The organism is Streptomyces sp. NPDC017940 (genome assembly GCF_044328435.1).
Classification (GTDB): Bacteria; Actinomycetota; Actinomycetes; order Streptomycetales; family Streptomycetaceae; genus Streptomyces.
This window is the reverse complement of the sequence record NZ_JBIRHJ010000004.1, coordinates 214,882-229,905: the sequence shown is the minus strand read 5'-3', so window position 1 is coordinate 229,905 and position 15,024 is coordinate 214,882. Positions and strand designations below refer to the sequence as shown.

The 15,024-nt window shown below is 72.2% G+C and carries 17 protein-coding genes and 2 pseudogenes; 11 read left to right on the top strand and 8 right to left on the bottom strand.

What is annotated here, in order from left to right:
* Positions 1 to 100 precede the first annotated feature (100 nt).
* The 7 genes and pseudogenes from ACH4DX_RS15580 to ACH4DX_RS15550 form a co-directional block, all read left to right on the top strand.
* Positions 101 to 514 (top strand): arsenate reductase ArsC, encoded by a 414-nt coding sequence (locus ACH4DX_RS15580; RefSeq protein ID WP_398155453.1) that lies wholly within the window; start codon positions 101 to 103, stop codon positions 512 to 514.
* A gap of 250 nt (positions 515 to 764) precedes the next feature.
* A complete protein-coding gene (locus ACH4DX_RS15575; protein ID WP_398155452.1) occupies positions 765 to 1,436 on the top strand; it encodes a polysaccharide deacetylase family protein in 672 nt (223 codons plus the stop codon).
* 305 nt (positions 1,437 to 1,741) lie between these two features.
* Positions 1,742 to 2,131 (top strand): hypothetical protein, encoded by a 390-nt coding sequence (locus tag ACH4DX_RS15570; protein ID WP_398119007.1) that lies wholly within the window; start codon positions 1,742 to 1,744, stop codon positions 2,129 to 2,131.
* On the top strand, positions 2,128 to 2,703 hold the full coding sequence (locus ACH4DX_RS15565) for a hypothetical protein (RefSeq protein WP_398155451.1): 576 nt from the start codon (positions 2,128 to 2,130) through the stop codon (positions 2,701 to 2,703). The genes ACH4DX_RS15570 and ACH4DX_RS15565 overlap by 4 nt, the downstream gene beginning before the upstream one ends.
* Positions 2,704 to 2,770: 67 nt before the next feature.
* The gene (locus ACH4DX_RS15560) at positions 2,771 to 3,178 is read left to right on the top strand and encodes a peptidoglycan-binding protein (RefSeq protein ID WP_398155450.1); all 408 of its coding nucleotides are present in this window, start codon (positions 2,771 to 2,773) and stop codon (positions 3,176 to 3,178) included.
* Positions 3,179 to 3,284: 106 nt separating this feature from the next.
* Positions 3,285 to 4,250: an RICIN domain-containing protein gene (locus ACH4DX_RS15555; RefSeq protein WP_398155449.1), complete on the top strand. Its 966-nt coding sequence runs from the start codon at positions 3,285 to 3,287 to the stop codon at positions 4,248 to 4,250.
* A gap of 29 nt (positions 4,251 to 4,279) precedes the next feature.
* Positions 4,280 to 4,544: pseudogene (locus ACH4DX_RS15550) on the top strand (FCD domain-containing protein); the annotation flags it as partial.
* Positions 4,545 to 4,565: 21 nt separating this feature from the next.
* Here the strand turns inward: ACH4DX_RS15550 and ACH4DX_RS15545 are convergent.
* Together ACH4DX_RS15545 and ACH4DX_RS15540 are read right to left on the bottom strand one after the other, a co-directional pair.
* Complete coding sequence (locus ACH4DX_RS15545) at positions 4,566 to 5,270, bottom strand: DUF2470 domain-containing protein (RefSeq protein ID WP_398155448.1); 705 nt, start codon at positions 5,268 to 5,270, stop codon at positions 4,566 to 4,568.
* A 243-nt stretch (positions 5,271 to 5,513) separates the two neighbouring features.
* Positions 5,514 to 6,341 (bottom strand): pentapeptide repeat-containing protein, encoded by an 828-nt coding sequence (locus ACH4DX_RS15540; protein ID WP_398155447.1) that lies wholly within the window; start codon positions 6,339 to 6,341, stop codon positions 5,514 to 5,516.
* Between the two features lie 239 nt (positions 6,342 to 6,580).
* Between ACH4DX_RS15540 and ACH4DX_RS15535 the strand changes: the two are divergent.
* From ACH4DX_RS15535 to ACH4DX_RS15520, 4 genes and pseudogenes are all read left to right on the top strand, one after another.
* Positions 6,581 to 7,130 (top strand): annotated as a pseudogene (locus ACH4DX_RS15535) (aminoglycoside N(3)-acetyltransferase); the annotation flags it as partial.
* 146 nt (positions 7,131 to 7,276) lie between these two features.
* Complete coding sequence (locus tag ACH4DX_RS15530; protein ID WP_398155446.1) at positions 7,277 to 8,479, top strand: serine hydrolase domain-containing protein; 1,203 nt, start codon at positions 7,277 to 7,279, stop codon at positions 8,477 to 8,479.
* A 298-nt stretch (positions 8,480 to 8,777) separates the two neighbouring features.
* Positions 8,778 to 8,978 carry a hypothetical protein gene (locus tag ACH4DX_RS15525; protein WP_398119021.1) on the top strand — a complete coding sequence of 67 codons (201 nt, stop codon included), beginning with the start codon at positions 8,778 to 8,780 and terminating at the stop codon, positions 8,976 to 8,978.
* Positions 8,979 to 9,045: 67 nt separating this feature from the next.
* Positions 9,046 to 9,225 carry a hypothetical protein gene (locus ACH4DX_RS15520; protein ID WP_398155445.1) on the top strand — a complete coding sequence of 60 codons (180 nt, stop codon included), beginning with the start codon at positions 9,046 to 9,048 and terminating at the stop codon, positions 9,223 to 9,225.
* Between the two features lie 70 nt (positions 9,226 to 9,295).
* Here ACH4DX_RS15520 and ACH4DX_RS15515 read toward each other — a convergent pair whose 3' ends face one another.
* From ACH4DX_RS15515 to ACH4DX_RS15490, 6 genes are all read right to left on the bottom strand, one after another.
* Positions 9,296 to 10,024 carry a haloacid dehalogenase type II gene (locus tag ACH4DX_RS15515; RefSeq protein WP_398119025.1) on the bottom strand — a complete coding sequence of 243 codons (729 nt, stop codon included), beginning with the start codon at positions 10,022 to 10,024 and terminating at the stop codon, positions 9,296 to 9,298.
* 100 nt (positions 10,025 to 10,124) lie between these two features.
* Complete coding sequence (locus ACH4DX_RS15510; protein ID WP_398155444.1) at positions 10,125 to 10,280, bottom strand: hypothetical protein; 156 nt, start codon at positions 10,278 to 10,280, stop codon at positions 10,125 to 10,127.
* Between the two features lie 8 nt (positions 10,281 to 10,288).
* Positions 10,289 to 11,518: an NADase-type glycan-binding domain-containing protein gene (locus tag ACH4DX_RS15505; RefSeq protein ID WP_398155443.1), complete on the bottom strand. Its 1,230-nt coding sequence runs from the start codon at positions 11,516 to 11,518 to the stop codon at positions 10,289 to 10,291.
* 491 nt (positions 11,519 to 12,009) lie between these two features.
* On the bottom strand, positions 12,010 to 12,567 hold the full coding sequence (locus ACH4DX_RS15500) for a phage tail protein (RefSeq protein WP_398155442.1): 558 nt from the start codon (positions 12,565 to 12,567) through the stop codon (positions 12,010 to 12,012).
* 37 nt (positions 12,568 to 12,604) lie between these two features.
* Positions 12,605 to 14,563 carry a putative baseplate assembly protein gene (locus tag ACH4DX_RS15495; protein WP_398155441.1) on the bottom strand — a complete coding sequence of 653 codons (1,959 nt, stop codon included), beginning with the start codon at positions 14,561 to 14,563 and terminating at the stop codon, positions 12,605 to 12,607.
* A complete protein-coding gene (locus tag ACH4DX_RS15490) occupies positions 14,563 to 15,012 on the bottom strand; it encodes a GPW/gp25 family protein (protein ID WP_398155440.1) in 450 nt (149 codons plus the stop codon). The genes ACH4DX_RS15495 and ACH4DX_RS15490 overlap by 1 nt, the downstream gene beginning before the upstream one ends.
* Between the last annotated feature and the right edge of the window lie 12 nt (positions 15,013 to 15,024).

Genomic DNA, 15,024 nt, shown 5'->3' with positions numbered 1-15,024 from the left:
GGTCTGCCATGGGCTGCGATGGATTGCCATGGCCTGGCATGGGCTGACCCTGACTGAGACCACATTGGCTGACACCACTGGTCCGAGAGGGAGCCCGCTGATGTCCGAGAAGCCCTCCGTGCTGTTCGTCTGCGTCCACAACGCGGGCCGTTCCCAGATGGCCGCCGCGTGGCTGCGCCACCTGGCAGGGGATCGGGTGGAGGTCCGCTCAGCCGGCTCCGCCCCCGCCGACCGGGTCAACCCGGCCGCCGTGGCGGCCATGCGTGAGGTCGGCGTCGACATCTCCGCCGAGACCCCGAAGATCCTCACCGTGGACGCGGTCGAGGAGTCGGACGTCTGCGTCACCATGGGCTGCGGCGACACCTGCCCCGTCTTCCCCGGCAAGCGGTATCTGGACTGGCAGCTGGAAGACCCCGCCGGTCGGGGAGTCGAAGGGGTGCGCCCGATCCGCGACGAGATCAAGAGGCGCGTGGACCTGCTCATCGCGGAGCTCGCGCCGGATCCCGAGGTGTGAGGGGCGTGAGCGGAATCGGGGGAGCGCGCGGAAGCACGCGACGTCGCGAGGCGAAGGAATCACCCGGGTGCCCGGCCCCGGGGGCGGCCGGGGACCGAGCCGTCGCCCGCAGACTTGGGGCATGAATCCAGGACGAAGGGCTGTACTGGCCGCGGTGTTGGCCGCGGGGGTGACGCCGTGCGTCCCCGGGCGCGCGGCGGCGGGGGTTCGGCCCACTGGTGCGGCAGCGGAGCCCCGCCCCGGTGCGGCCATGGAGCCCCGCCCCACCCCCGCGGGAGAGCCCAAGCCGCCCGCCGCCCTGCTCGGCAAGGAGATCCGCCGCCTGCCCACCGCCCGCAAGGTGGTCGCGCTCACCTTCAACGCGGCCTGGAACGAGAGCGGCGTCGACACGGTCCTAGCCGAGCTGCGCCGCCGCCGGATCGCGGCGACCTTCTTCCCGACCGGCGCGTTCGCCGAGGCCCGCCCGGCAGCCGTACGGGCCATGGGCGCCGAGCACGGCCTGGGCAACCACTCCTACAGCCACCCGTACTTCGACTCCCTGAGCACCCGGGAGCGGCAGCGGGAGGTGCGGCGCGCCGACGCCGCGATCCGCACCGCGGCGGGCACCGAGCCGCTGCCGTTCTTCCGCTTCCCCTACAGCTCGACCACCCGGGCCTCGATCGCCGACGTCAACGCCCTTGGTTACGCGGCGATCGAGTTCACCGCCGACACCAACGGCTATCTCGGCCCCGCCCGCGGCATGACCGTCGACCGCGTCGTCGACCGCGTCCGCGCCGCACTCGCACCGGGCGCGATCATCCAGATGCACGTCGGCAGCCCCAGCGGGGGCACTGTCCTGGACGCGGAAGCGCTGCCGCGCATCGTGGACGAGATCGGCAGGGCGGGTTATCGGGTGGTGGACCTGCGGAGCTTTCTCGTGTGAGTTCGCGACGGGACCGGAACAATGCGGCGCCAACGCGCCGTCCTAGCGGGTGGACGGCGCAGGCCTTCCCGACCGGTTCCGCACGGGCGTGGGGATCTGCTCGATGTGGGAGCGTGGCGAACGGATGTCAGCCCCGTATCAGGGACCTCCGCGACAGTACGCCCGACGGAGCACAGCCGGTGCTCCGGTGGGCGGTTCTCGATGGGTGCGGAGGTGGGGGCGGCATGGCCGGCAGGGGTGCCGTACGAAGACAGGGACGGGGCGGGCGCGCTGCGCGGTTGCTGCGTCGGTGTGTGGTCCCGGGGGTGTTCTGCGCTCTCGCGGGGGTGCTGGCACCGCCGGGGCAGGCCGCGGCGGCCGAGGCCGCCGAGTGCAGGCTGCGTCCTGACGAACAGCACATCGACTGGACCGGGCGGAGGTACACCGGGGACCTCCTGTGCGAGGTGGAGCCGGGTCACATCAGGCTCCAGTCGCGGTCCACCAGCCCGGTGATCGGGACGATGCTCTACTCGCCCGCCTGGTTCGTCTGCTGGAAGCAGGGCAGCAGCTACCCCGGTACCGACCTGTGGTACCTCACCCAGGGCGACCAGGTGGTGGCCACGCCGGCGGCGAAGGCGTGGGGCTATATGCCGGCCACATCGGTGAAGGCGCCCGAGCACCCCTTCCCCGGCCTGGCGAAGTGCCCGTGGACATGACCGCGAACAGGGAAGCGGCCGGTGCCCGGTACGTGACTGCCGTCGAGGGTGTGATGGGTGTGACGGGTACGACCAGTGCCTCGGGTGCCACGGTCGGGACGGCCGGGCCGAGGAAGCCGCAGGGCGGGGGCCGTTCCCCGTGGCGGCGGGCCGCGTCCGTCGCGACCGTACTGGGGATCCTGGCCGTCGGCGCCGGTCTCGCCGCTCCCGCGCGGGCGGCGGACAGAGCGGCCACATGTGAGTTGCGCGAAGGCATCCAACTGCGGGACGCCATCGGCAATGTGTTCACCAAGGCGCTGTACTGCGACAACCTGCCGTCGGACGTGTACGCCCGCGCCGACTTCGCCTCGCCCGTCACCGGCTGGCTGAAGATGTCACCCTCGTGGTTCCCCTGCTTCACCACCGGTCCCGCGGACACCCAGGGCGACAAGACCTGGTACTACACCCAAGGCGACCAGGTGGGCACGATGCCCAAGATCAAGGGGTGGGGGGTCGTCCCCGCGGAAGCCGTGCAGCTGCCGGCGGGCACCCCGCGTCCCTTCCCGAACTTGCCCCGGTGTCCGTGGTTCTAGATACCCGGCGTCCGTGGTTCCGGGTCCCCGGATCCAGGAACCGGACCCCGGAACGGAGAGCTCTGCCATGTCCCATGAGCCCACGGTGGCGTCCGAGAGCCGCACGGCCCGGCGCGCACCGCTTCGACTGACCCGCGGACGTACGGCCTTCGGGGCGCTGCTCGGCGCCGTGGTCCTCGCCGCCGCGCCGACGGCGTCCTCCGCGCACGCCGCGGACCGCTCCGCCGCAGCGACGACGGAGTGGCGTCTGTGCATGTACCTCGGCGGCCATCCGACGTTGAAGAAGGGGGACACCGGCGAGGCGGTGCGGCACCTCCAGTGCGTTCTCAACGAGGTCTACCGCTACCAGACCGTCCCGGTGAACGGCTCCTTCGAGGTCATCACCGAAGCGTCCGTCAAGCATCTCCAGCAGCAGTTCGGTCTGCCGGGCACCGGTGTTGTGGACGCGGCGACGTGGACCGCCCTGCACCCGTAGCACGTCTGGTCCTCACAGAGAGACTTCCGGGATGAATACTCAGGCCAGTGCCCGACGGGACCGGCGAAGTGCGCGTCGGTCGGCGGGGAAGGCGGCCGCCTTCGCCGTGACCTTGCTCTGTACGGCGATCTGCGCGGCGTTGGCCGCGGCGCTGAGCCCGCCCACGCACGCCGCGGCTCAGCCCCGCACTGCGGCCGCCTCCGCCGCGCAGGTGGTGAACATCGTCAGCACCCACAGCAAGCTGTGCGTGGAAACCCCCACGTCGGCCCTCGGCCAGCCGGTACGGCAGGGACGCTGCTTCGGCAAGCCCGCCGCCCGCTGGTACCTCCAGGCCTCGGGTGCGGGCGCCGGCGCGGTCAACATCGTCAGCGCGGTGAGCGGTACCTGCGTCGGGGTGGAGAACGCGAGCCCCGCGGCCGGGGCGGCGCTCCGGCTCGCCGAGTGCGGCAGCGGTCCCGCCGTGAGCTTTCGGATCGTGCCCATCGGGGAGGGCGTCGGCTTCCAGACCATGACGTCCACCTCGCCCAAGTGCCTGGAGGTGACCGAGTCCTCGACCGCCGACGGCGCGGCGCTGCGACAGTGGGAGTGCAATCAGCAGCCCGGTTCGCTCTTCGCCCAGCAGCAACCGCCCCCGCAGTGGGGCACCACGCTCGTCAACACCCACAGCGGCAAGTGTCTGAGCATCCTCAACCAGAGCGGTGCGGACGGCGCGAGGGCGATCCAGCGCACCTGCACGGGCGCAACCGACCAGCGCTGGCAGGTCGTCGAACTGGGTGACGGCAAGGTCGCCGTGGTCAACGACAACAGCGGCCGGTGCCTGGCCATCAGCAACGGAAGCCTGGACAACGGCGCCAACGCCAACCAGTTCTCCTGCGACGGATACCGGTTCCACACCTGGGCGATGACGCCGGAGGGCCCGCCCGAGAACGCCACCTATACGCTCGCCAACCTGCGGAGCGGCAAGTACCTCGGTATCCGCGGCCAGAGCAAGGACGAAGGGGCCCAGGCGGAGCAGTGGGACCGTACAACGAACATGGATCAGGTGTGGCGCATGACGCCGTTGCCGTCGTAGGGGTTCATCGGCACGGCTGGGAGGGTCCCATGTTCCACCGCGCCCTGTTGGAGGGGTGCGGCAACCCCGTACTCCTGGAGACCTTCGACCGCATGTGGATCGCGAGCGAGCTGGCCCGCCGCTGGTCGTCCCTGCGCAGGCCCGACCGGGACGGCGCGCGGGAGCACCCGCCGCCTGGAGCACCGCCGTCTGGAGGAAACCGCGTTGGCCCGCGACGCCGACGCCGCGGCCGAGGTGCTGGCCCAGCACCTCACCTTGACCGCGGCGGGCCTGACCGATCGCGCTGACCACTGACCACGCGGCGCGGAGCGCGCCTCAGGCGAGCAGCCGGTTGCCGTGGGAGGCGCGGCGGGCCGAGGCGAGGAGGCCGCGGACCTGTGGCCCCGCCTGGTCGATGTGGCTGATGGGGGTGGCGAACGGGAGCCGGGCGTCGCGGTGTGCGGTCGGGTACTCCAGGCGCAGGGTCATCCCGTAGCGGTCGAGGGCCAGAGGGACCGCACGCACCAGATCCCGTGTCGGCCGGGGCTGCACGAGGCGGACCAAGAGGGGGACGAGTTCGTGGTGCTCGTCCACGAGGTGCGTCAGCATGTCCGCCTCCTCGCGCGCGACGGGGTCAGGGACGGCCGCCATGAGTTCGTCCAGCGTGACGAAGTGGCGCCCATCGCCGTCCTCCAGGAGCGCCTGGCCGAACTCCATGCAGGCGCTCTCGTGCGACTCGCCGTCATAGGGCGCCGCGAGGAGCCCGGTGAGGGTGACCCGGGCGCGCAGTCGGTCGCGGGCGGCGGTCGGTGCGATGTCGGTGAGTTCCAGGCGGACCGGGATGCGGCCGTGCGCGGTGGCCGGGACGCTCTCCGGGGGAGCGTGCAGGTGCATGTGGCCCATCGCCCCCTCGCCGTCGAGCCGGTGGACTTCGGTGTGGCACCCATCGCTCACCACCGTCATCGACCGCGCAGCCAGCAGGATGGACCGCACGCGCTCGGCGGGGTTCGGTCGTGTGACGCGCTTGCTGTGTGGACGCATCCAGATTCTCCAGGGGCGACGACGGAAGAGGCTCGGCTAAATAATTAGGTAAGGCTAACCTAACTATCCTCTGGGTGTCTGTTGTTCCTCCAGTCGCGTACGCGCATGCCTGGTGCGACGCCGTACCCGGGCGACACCGTGTCTGGTGCAAGGCATGGTCTGGTACGACGCCTTGTCTGGTACGACGCGGAGCCTGGGCGACGCCGTGCCCGGTGCGACCCCGACGTAGCGCGGGGCGGGTGACTACGCAGCCCAGTGCGCGGGGTGCTCAAGGGGGCTCGACACCTTGGTCCGGGCGTCGCCGCGTGCGGCATTGAGCTGCGGCTGGGTGAGGAAGAGAGCCCCCGTCAGGTCCGCCCCGCGCAGGTTCGTGTCGCGCATGTCCGCGCCGATCAGGTCGGCGTCGCGCAGGTCGGCGCCCGACAGGTCGGCGGCGATCAGGAGCGCGCCCCGCATGCTGGCGCCCCGCAGCTTCGCACCGCGCAGGCGCGCCCCCATGAGGTTGGCGCCGCGGTGGTTCTTCTTGCGTCCGGGGACCGCGGCGCGGGCCAGCTCGCCGGCGCGCAGCAGCAGCGCGTTCACCTCACCCCGCAGCGCGTCCACGTCCACGTCGCGTACCGTCTCGGCGGTGTCCCGCGTCAACCCGTCGATCAGGTCGTACGCACGCCGCAGATCCGGGTGCACGGGCCGGGCGGCGGGCAGGTCGAGGGCCTGGGCGGTGTACTTCAGGAGCTCGTGCAGCTGCCGCATGACCGGGAAGACCTCGTACATCGCGCGCGTGGAGTCCGGGTCCTCCCGCCAGCTGACGCCCTCGAAGGTGACCTGGGAGACCTTCTGACCCGCACCGAAGCAGTCGAAGACCGTGCAGCCGTTGTAGCCCTTGTCGCGCAGGCGCTCGTGGATCCCGCAGCCGAAGTCCTGCCGGAGGTTGCCGCACGGCGAACCCGCCGCCTTGTCCACCGGGAAGTCCGACGAGCGCGAGAACGGCAGCGCGACACAGCACAGACCGAAGCAGCTGCCGCAGTCGGCCTTCAGCTCGGTGCGGTCGGCGTACGAGGTGCGCTCTGACAAGGCGGTGACTCCTGCTGGTGCGGTTTCTTCCGGTGGTCGTGCCGCTCCATTGTCCCCTCGCGCGGGAACGCGGCCGCGGCTGGGGCGTACGGCCGCCCCCGGGTGACGCGCTGGGTGAGCGGGCGGCACGTTGCGTGACTGGACAGGGGGTGCCCCTATGTGTTCGGCCTCTCGAATAAGAGAGTGTGCGGTCATCCCCCTTCGGATACGTTCACGCTCGTGGATGAGACAGCACTCACCCCGTCCTGAGCGAGGCCGACCACAGCTACGGACGGCTCCCGGACGCGTTGCGCCGCCAGCCGGGTGCTGTCCGCAGCAGGCACCCCGACGCGAGCTTCGCGGCGCTCGGGTGCCCGGGCGGACGCGCTGACGGCGGAGCACCCCTGGGACGACCCGCACGGCCCCGACAGTCCGCTGGCCAGGCTCGTCACCCTGGGCGGCCGGGTCCTGCTGCTCGGCGCCCCGCTCGACTCCCTGACCCTGCTGCACCACGCCGAGGCGCTGGCCGACGCGCCCGGCAAGCGTTTCGTGGACTACGAACAGCCGATCACCGTGGAGGGGGAGCGGGTCTGGCGTCGCTTCCACGACATCGACTCACAGGGCGGTGCCTTCGACTATTCGTCGGTGGTACCGGAGGGTCAGTGGCCCTTCGACGCGATCGGCCGCGACATGGTCGCGTCCGGAATCGGCAGGAAGGGCCTGGTCGGCGCGGCGGAGAGCCATCTGTTCGAGGCGGAGGAGGTTGTGCGCTTCGGCGTCGCGTGGATCGAGGCGAAGCTCCGCGGGTAGCCGGGTTGTCGCGCCGGTAGCGCGGGGCTTGTTGGGCCGGTGGCCCGGAGCTTGTTGAGGGGTCAGGGTGGATTCCGGGAGCACCCTGAGCGATGTCGGGGTCGTCCCCGATGGAGCGGGGCCCCGACGGCTGGTGAACTTTTCCCATGAGGAAACGACAGTCGCCACGTCGCGCCGCCATCGCTCTCGCCGCGGTCGCAGCGCTGACCGCCGGCACCGCCCCTGCTCTCGCGGATTCGTGCCGCCCGGCCCCGCGACCGCACGCGAGAACGCAGGCGGCGCTGGACGACATGGTCGAGCAGGGCACCCCCGGTGTCGTCGCCCAGGTGCAGCACGTCCGGGGGAGATGGCACGGCCGGGCGGGTGTCGGCGACCTCGCTACCGGTCAACCACGCCGTGTCCACGAGAGGTTCCGCGTCGCGAGCGTGACCAAGCCGTTCACGGCGACGGTGCTTCTCCAGCTCGAGGCCCGAGGAATGCTGTCGCTGAACGACAGCGTGGAGAAGTGGCTGCCCGGAGTGGTGCGCGGCAAGAACTACAAACCCCGGAACATCACCGTGCGCCACCTGCTCAACCACACGAGCGGAATCTTCGACTACAACATGGACGAGGGCTTCCGCGCCAAGTACGCCGGTGCTGAGTTCAACAAGAACCGCCATCACCGGTGGGCCCCGGGGGAACTGGTGTCCATCGCCCTCACCCACCGGGCGAACTTCCAGCCCCAGGAGGGCAGTAGGCCCGGCAGACCCGGAAAGTGGGACTACTCCGACACCAACTACGTCCTGGCCGGAATGATCATCGAGCGGGTCACCGGCGGCACCTACGCGAAGGCGGTCGAACGCCTCATCGTCAAGCCGCTCGGACTCCGCGGAACCACAGTGCCCGGACTCTCACCCGAGCTGCCGCACCCCCACGCCAAGCACTACTCCACACTCTTCGACGACGCCCCGGGCGCAAAGGTGCACGACGTCACCGAGTTCAGCCCCACAGTGGCCTTCGCGGCCGGAGAGTTGATATCGACCGTCGGTGACGTGAACACCTTCATGTCCAAGCTGCTGAGCGGCCAGCTGCTGCCCGAAGCCCAGCAGCGGCAGCTGCTCGACGCCGTCCATGTCGACGGGGACAAGGGCCACGGCGGGCCCGAGGACGTGTACGGCCTCGGTATACGGCACTTCAAGCTCAAGGAGGGCTGCTGGGCCTGGGGCCACGGCGGCATGATCCCCGGATCGGCCACCCGTACGGTGGCCACGCCCGACGGCCGCCATGTGCTGACGATGAACCGCAACGGCGACTGGGGCGACCAGAAACTGGAGGACGCGGCTGTAGAAACCGAGTTCTGCGGGAACTGACGGTGCGACCTGAGCGTCATCCCTGTCGAGCCGGTCGTTCGGTCGGCCCGGAGTCCCCGTCATGGCGGTTGTCCCGTCGCTCAGCCGTTCCAGGGTCCCCGTCATGGTGGCCGTGGTATGCCGGAGGCAACCCGGGTCGCCCCCGGGCGGGGCATCCGCGGCGGCGAAAGCGCCTCTTCTGCCCGCGATATCTCGGAGCAAACGCCGAATTGCGGCAAATCCCGCCGCATGCGCGGACCTCATGACCGGTGATTGACGTCGGCGTAGCCCCAGGGCTCGGCGAGCCGTTGCTCGGGGTATGGAAAGCGATGACGTTCCGGCCGAGATCCACGCCCAGCTCCTCGGAGCGTACTGGCTCGATTCCCCCTACCTCGAGCAGTCGCCGTGCTGCTGCACCCTCAACCGCCCCGCCCGGCCCCAGGCAGTGGTGCTCCGCTCCACCCTGCTCGGGCTGGCGTGCCTGGCTCTGACACTGAGCCTCGCCGCGGTATGGGCGTAGCCCGGTGGCGCAGCCGTCCCCGGTGACGCGTCCTCTGCCCGGGCCGGGCTGTCGCTAGCCTGAGGGCGTGGACATCACGCGAACAGAGTGCCCGCAGTGCGGCTCGGAGGTGACCGGCCTCAACGGCCGCTACGCGTGCGCCCTGTGCGGGTGGGTGAACCACTGGTCGCAGGGCACCGCGGACCTCCCGGGCGCCGACGAGGACCCGGACGCACCCGACCCCGGCGTCGCGTCACTGCCGGGGTGATCGGGACCCGCGGGCTCCTCATGGTCCTCGGCGACCGGGCGACCGACAGTGCTGTGATCGCGCGACCGCCTCAGGACGCGCCGAGTCGGTCGGCCAGCTCGGCCAGGCTGTCGGCGTACACGTCGAACCGGTCCGCGGCGGTGGGTGGGTCGCCGACGGGGCGTGTGACGTAGGCGGTGCGCAGGCCGACGGCCTGTGCCGCGCGCAGGTCCCAGGCGTGGGTGGCCACCATGAGCAGGCGTTCCGGGGGAAGTCCGGTGACGGTGGCTGCCAGCCGGTAGACCGCCGGGTCCGGCTTGTAGGTCCGGACGTCCTCGGCGGACAGGGCCTGGTGCCAGCGCAGCCCGGCGTGCGCGTTGACTCCGAGGAGTGCCGTCCGGCTCGCGTTGGAGAGCCCGATCAGCGGGAAGCGATCCGCGAGCCGGGCGAGCCCCGTCACGCTGTCCGGCCACGGCGGAAGCCTGCGACTCGACAGGGCGAGCGCCGCCACGGCGGCCGGATCGTCGACTCCCGCGGTCGCCGCGACGAGCCGGGCCGCCTCTCCGTCGAGTACGTCGCTGTTCGCGTAGGGGCGGTCGCCGTCGAGGATGCGGCGCTGCTCACTCTCGATGTGCCGCTGCCACACCGCCAGCGCTCCCGCGATCCTCGACTCGTCGGGCGTCGGGCCGAGCGCGTCGAGTCCACCGATGCCGGCGCGGATACCGGCGGGTTCGTCGACGAGCGTGCCGAGTACGTCGAACACGAGGGCGTCGATCTCCAACTGCGAGCCGGTGCTGGTCTTCGGCCGGGGGTGTGCCATGGGCGAAGTGTCTCCTGGGCGATGCGATGAGGCAGGGGCGCGAGCGACTGTCGGTCCAACGCGTCGGGCGGCCGCGGTCATTCCCACCGACTCGACCGGGTCACGAGCGGCGCGCCGGCACCGACCGGGTGCTCGACGCGAACTCGCTGCCCGCCGAGGCCACGGCCAGGGGGACGGCGGCCGGGTGGCGCACGCTCTCGTCGAGGTGCGCCACGGCTCGGCGGCAGGGGTCCCAGGTGCTCGGGCCGGTGCTCAAGTCGGTGCTCAGGTCCTGCTCCCGTCCGACCGGCCGAAGAGTTCGATCTCGGAGATCGCCACCTGCTTCTTCCCGGACGCGGCGTGCGCCGACTCGATGGTGAACCGCACCTTGGTGGCCTCCCCGACGCGGAAGGAGCGACGCTGACCGCCCGGGCCCGGGTCCAGGGTGAGTTCGCGGGTCGCGGTACTCCCGTCCTTCTTGGTGACCGTCGCCTTGATGCGGTGGGGCAGCGCGGACTTGCTGAGCTGGTCGGCGCGGGTCGAGACACCCGGCGTGATGATGACGTCGAGCAGCCGCGCCGGACGGGCGAACTGCATCTCGATCCACTCGCCCTGGCCCGACTGCGCGACCCCGGGACCCCACCAGGTGTTGTTGAGCTTGTCGAAGGCCAGCTTCGCCCCGTGGTCCGGGTAGGAGCGCGAGGCGCTGATCCGGTCCGGCTCGACCGGAGCGCGCTTGGCGAAGTGGTCCCGCGTGGCCTGGTAGCCGTCGGGGATGTACACCAGGCCGAGGATGAGCAGCGTCATGACGACGGCGACGGTGACCCAGGTGCCGATGTTGTCGAACACACGGCGCAGCCGAGGGCGATCGCCCGCCCAGGGGATCTCCTGCTGCCCGGGGGCCGTGAGGCGGCGCCACCAGGGACGGTGCGCGGGAGCGGTGTCGCTCCTCTCGGCGAGCGGCATCGCACAGCGGCCGCAGTAGTGGCGGTCGGGGTGGTTCGGGGTGGCGCACCAGGGGCAGGGCGCGCCCTGCGCTCCCAGTTGCGGGCCGGGAGTGCGTACGTACGGCCGGTCGGTGTCGGGCCGCCCGGGCAGGACCGGGGCGACGGCCGGTGCGGGCGTGGGCGCCGCGGGGTCGGCGACGGGGACGACGAGGGAACGGGCGCGGTCGGAGACGGGGGTCCCGGCGGGCGCACCGTACTGCGCGGCGGGCGCGGCGGGCGTCGGGACGGTGCGGGCGGTGTCCGCCGAGTCCGGGGCGCCGAGGGCCGACGGGGAATCGCCCACCGCGCCCGCCGCCCCGTACGGCCCGGAGCCGCCGTGCCCGGCGGGATCGCCGTGTCCGGAGCCGCGGTCGGCGGTGCCCTCCGGGACCGTACCCGAGGGGTGGCGCTGCGGAAGCCCGGAGGGGGCGGTGCCCGGTCCGGCAGCGGGTGCGGGCACGGGACCCGTGACCGGTGCGGGTGCCGGACCCGCGGCGTGGGCGCCGGCCGCGCCGTCAGGGCCGGGCACACCGCCGCGCACTCCGCCCGGCGCCACACCCTGCGGGCCGCCCGACGCGCGGGGGACACCGGCCCCGCCGGGACGCGAGAAGGCATCCCAGCCGGAGCCGGAGCCGGAGCCCGGACCCGAGCCGGGGCCGGAGACCGAGCCAGGACCCGAGCCGAAACCGGGGCCCGAGCCGCGCCCAGTACCGGAACCAGCGGAGGAACCAGCACCGGAACCAGAACCAGCACTAGCACCGGAACCGGCACCAGCACCGGCAGCGGACCCTGTACCGGAACTGACACCGGCACCGGCACCCGTACCGGAACCGGCACCGGCACCGGCACCCGAACCGAAACCGACACCAGCACCAGTACCGGAACTGACACCGGAACCGGAACCCCCCGCAGTCCCACCGCGCGCACCGGCGCGATCCCACCCGAGCACGGCACCACAGGCATCGCAGAACGACTGCCCGGGTTCCACGCGGGTGTCGCACTCGGCGCAGTTCTGCGTGGTCATCTGTCCAGGATCCTTTCGGCGGCCGTCACGGAGACGGTGTAGGGCATGTGTGCGGGACGTGCGGCGGCCACGAGCGCGTCCAGGCGGTGGGTGTCCGCCGGGGTGGGCTCGGGCAGCCGAAGCGCCACGTGGAGGTGGGGGCGGGGAGTGCCGGGGACGGGGCCGCGGGGGCGCGCGCTCCATGCGGCGTCACCGCTCTCCGTGATCTCGGGCGCGGTGCCGAACGCGAGGCGTACCGCCTCCGACAGGCCGCGCCGGGTGCCCCGTACGCGGTGCAGACCGGCCGCGGCGGCCACGGCGGCGCGCAGCCGCCGCTCGGGTTCGGTGTCGTCGGTCTCCGCCCCGATCCACGTACCGAGCCACTGGGCGAAGTCGATCGGGGTGAGGGCGGGGTCGAAGTAGCTGTCCAGGCAGTCGAGGACATTCAGGATGGGTGCGAGGACCTCGTCGAGCCCGGCGACGAAGCGCTGGGCGAGGTCGTCGTCGGCGTAGACGGCCGGGAGCATCGTGCTGATGGGCGCGGAGGAGCCGAGGCCGTCGACGGACCCCCTCATCGCGGGCCTCCCGGGTGCGGCGGGCAGGGCGGGGCGGTCACGGGGCGTCTCCGATCACGCGTACGCGGTGGTCGTAGGAGAACACCAGGGAGGGCGGTTCCAGGTCGATGCGGTCGGTCCGGTCGCCGCGCTTGCCGGTCAGGGGGTCGGCGGGGTGCAGGACGACCTCGTCGACGAGTTCGACGCCCGGGACCCGTTGCAGGACGGCGAAGACCTCGCCCGCCTGGACGGGGCGGCCGAACGGCCAGCCACGGCCGTCGGCGCCCCCGGTCAGCGGATCGAGGTGGCGGTACAGGGCGTCGTGGGCCTGACGCCGCACGCGGTCGGTCTCCACCCCGCGGAACGCGTGGACCGTGGCCACCACGGTGATGCCCTGATAGTAGGGGGGCCCGACGGCGAGCCGGGTGCCGATGAGGCGGCGTTCGTCGAGATGGCGGGTGACGCGGTCCAGGAGCGCGTCACCGGGGACGAGTTGCTCGAAACGCAGCCGGCCGCCGGGGTCCGGTACGGCCTGGGGGACCACGAGGACCCGCACGGCGTACGCCCCGTGTTCGTCGGGATCGCCCTCCAGGCAGGTGATGCGCGCGGTCTCCGGTGCCGCGCGGCGGGCGAGTTCCTCGTAGTCGCGCAGGGTGACGGCGCGCTCCTGGGCGCGCAGGGAGATCGGGGCCCGGACCTTGGCCTCCTCGACCGTCTCCCCCTCGACGCCGCCGCGGGCCGCTTCGAGGTTGACGACCTCGGTGATGTACGGGATGGAGGTGCGCAGGACCCGGATCGCGCCGCGGGCCACGTTGCCGGAGCGGCCGCCGCCGGTGCGGTAGCGGCGCGCGCGGATGACCGCGCCCTTGGGGGCGACCAGACCGTACTGGCGCAGGGAGCCGTCGGGTTCGCGCACCGCGGGGCCGAAGGCGATGTCACCGGTGGCCGCGTCGAGGGTGATGTGCCGGTCGCCGGGCCGGGATTCGGCGAAGTGCGGTACGACCTGCCAGTCCTCCCAGCCGTCGCGCTCGGCGGTCTGGAGGAGCACCGGCGGGTCGTCGCCGACGACGGGCGCGTGGGTGAGTCGCAGCCGCTGCCCGGGCAGTCCGGTGGCTTCGCCGAGGGCCTCGTCGCGCACCGTCTCGGCGTGCACGACACGGGTGGTGCCGCCGACCGTGCAGGCGTCGGCGGACCGCACGGTCGGTGAGGTGGTGTAGAAGGGCTGGCCGGGCAGCGGCTCGATGACGCGGCAGCGCAGCCAGCCCGCCTCGTGGCCGCCGCTGCGGGACAGGACGTGGCCGCCCGGGACGTGCAGGACGACCTCGCCGGGCCGGTTGAGGCCGCCGGTCCCGTCGCGGTGGACCTCGCACGGCTGCCAGCCGTCCGCGGTCCACGCCTCCCACACCAGGGGTGGCTGGCGCGGGTCGACGCCGACGCCGTCGACACGGCTGTCGAGTTCGACGGCGACGGCGCAGTGCGGGACGGCCGCGGTCAGGCCGAACATCAGAGAGTCCCCGGGGTGCGGCGACTCGGTGAAGCACAGGACGTCGCGGTCCTCGGCGATCTCGGTGGTCCTGTCGGTGACGGGCTCCCCGCGGCTCTGCACCATCAGGTGCCGCAACGCGCTGGACACGATGGCCAGATCCTGCTCGGTGGCGAAGACGACCGCGTCCTCCTGCTCCGTGCGCAACGTGGTCACCTCGGTGCCCGCGGGCACCGCCACGACGTCCGCGCGGGGCGCGGAGAGCCAGAACGTGACGTCGGTGCGCGCGGCGGCGGGCGGGAACAGTGTGATGCCGACGAGGTCCAGGAAGGCCAGATGGTTCTTCTCCGGGACGCGGTTGAGCCGGTAGACGATCTGGTCGGCCATGTGCGCGACCGTCTCGACGAGGGTGACGCCGGGGTCGGAGACGTTGTGGTCGGTCCACTCCGGGGCCCGTTGCTGGATGTAGCGCTTGGCGTCGTCGACGAACTGCTGGAAGCGGCGGTCGTCGAGGTTGGGGCTTCGCAGGGGCATCAGCGGTCGCTTTCGGGTGCGCCGGGGCCGTCGGACGAGGAGGAGTCCCCGGGCTCGTCGTGGGAGGGGATGACATAGAAGGGGAAGACGAGGCTGCGCGGGTTGTTGGTGCCGCGGATCGCATAGCGCACGTCGATGTACAGGACGGACTGGTCCTCGCCCGCGGTGACTTCGACGTCCCGCACCTCGATGCGCGGCTCCCAGCGGTCCAGGCTCAGATACACCTCGTGCTGGATGCGGCCCGCCGTCTGCTCGTTGACGGGCGCGAACACCAGGTCGTGGATGGCGCAGCCGAACTCCGGGCGCATCGGCCGCTCACCGGGCGCCGTCGCGAGGACGAGCCGGATGGCCTCCTCCACCTCGCGCTCCCCGCTGACCAGGGCGATGCCCCCGGTGGGTCCGATGCGCAGCGGAAAGGCCCAGCCGGAGCCGACGAACTGTTCGGCCATCAGAGATCACCG

Bases quoted from the DNA above. Each gene is read 5' to 3' on its own strand.
- ACH4DX_RS15580 (WP_398155453.1), top strand. From the start codon at position 101: ATGTCCGAGAAGCCCTCCGTGCTGTTCGTCTGCGTCCACAACGCGGGC.
- ACH4DX_RS15575 (WP_398155452.1), top strand. From the start codon at position 765: ATGGAGCCCCGCCCCACCCCCGCGGGAGAGCCCAAGCCGCCCGCCGCC.
- ACH4DX_RS15565 (WP_398155451.1), top strand. From the start codon at position 2,128: ATGACCGCGAACAGGGAAGCGGCCGGTGCCCGGTACGTGACTGCCGTC.
- ACH4DX_RS15560 (WP_398155450.1), top strand. From the start codon at position 2,771: ATGTCCCATGAGCCCACGGTGGCGTCCGAGAGCCGCACGGCCCGGCGC.
- ACH4DX_RS15545 (WP_398155448.1), bottom strand. From the start codon at position 5,270: ATGCGTCCACACAGCAAGCGCGTCACACGACCGAACCCCGCCGAGCGC.
- ACH4DX_RS15530 (WP_398155446.1), top strand. From the start codon at position 7,277: ATGAGGAAACGACAGTCGCCACGTCGCGCCGCCATCGCTCTCGCCGCG.
- ACH4DX_RS15525 (WP_398119021.1), top strand. From the start codon at position 8,778: ATGGAAAGCGATGACGTTCCGGCCGAGATCCACGCCCAGCTCCTCGGA.
- ACH4DX_RS15515 (WP_398119025.1), bottom strand. From the start codon at position 10,024: ATGGCACACCCCCGGCCGAAGACCAGCACCGGCTCGCAGTTGGAGATC.
- ACH4DX_RS15500 (WP_398155442.1), bottom strand. From the start codon at position 12,567: ATGAGGGGGTCCGTCGACGGCCTCGGCTCCTCCGCGCCCATCAGCACG.
- ACH4DX_RS15495 (WP_398155441.1), bottom strand. From the start codon at position 14,563: ATGCCCCTGCGAAGCCCCAACCTCGACGACCGCCGCTTCCAGCAGTTC.
- ACH4DX_RS15490 (WP_398155440.1), bottom strand. From the start codon at position 15,012: ATGGCCGAACAGTTCGTCGGCTCCGGCTGGGCCTTTCCGCTGCGCATC.